Origin of the sequence: Chitinophaga sp. sic0106 (assembly GCF_019219075.1) — a bacterium.
Taxonomy (GTDB): Bacteria; Bacteroidota; Bacteroidia; order Chitinophagales; family Chitinophagaceae; genus Chitinophaga.
This window is the reverse complement of the sequence record NZ_JAHUWJ010000067.1, coordinates 1-260: the sequence shown is the minus strand read 5'-3', so window position 1 is coordinate 260 and position 260 is coordinate 1. Positions and strand designations below refer to the sequence as shown.

Genomic DNA, 260 nt, shown 5'->3' with positions numbered 1-260 from the left:
ACTACAACTTAACATTGATTTTGAATGCCAGATGTGTAGGATAGTTGGGAGACTATGAAGCAGCTTCGCCAGGAGTTGTGGAGTCATCGTTGAAATACCAACCTTCTGTTATTTAGAGTCTAACCCGGGAAACTGGGGACATTGTTTGGTGGGTAGTTTGACTGGGGTGGTCGCCTCCTAAAAGGTAACGGAGGCTCGCAAAGGTACCCTCAGTACGGTTGGTAATCGTACGTAGAGCGCATTAGTATAAGGGTGCTTGA

General features: G+C 46.5%; 1 rRNA gene. It reads left to right on the top strand.

Annotation, left to right across the window (positions count from 1 at the left end):
* A 23S ribosomal RNA gene (locus KW844_RS29540) occupies positions 1-260 on the top strand; the annotation flags it as partial.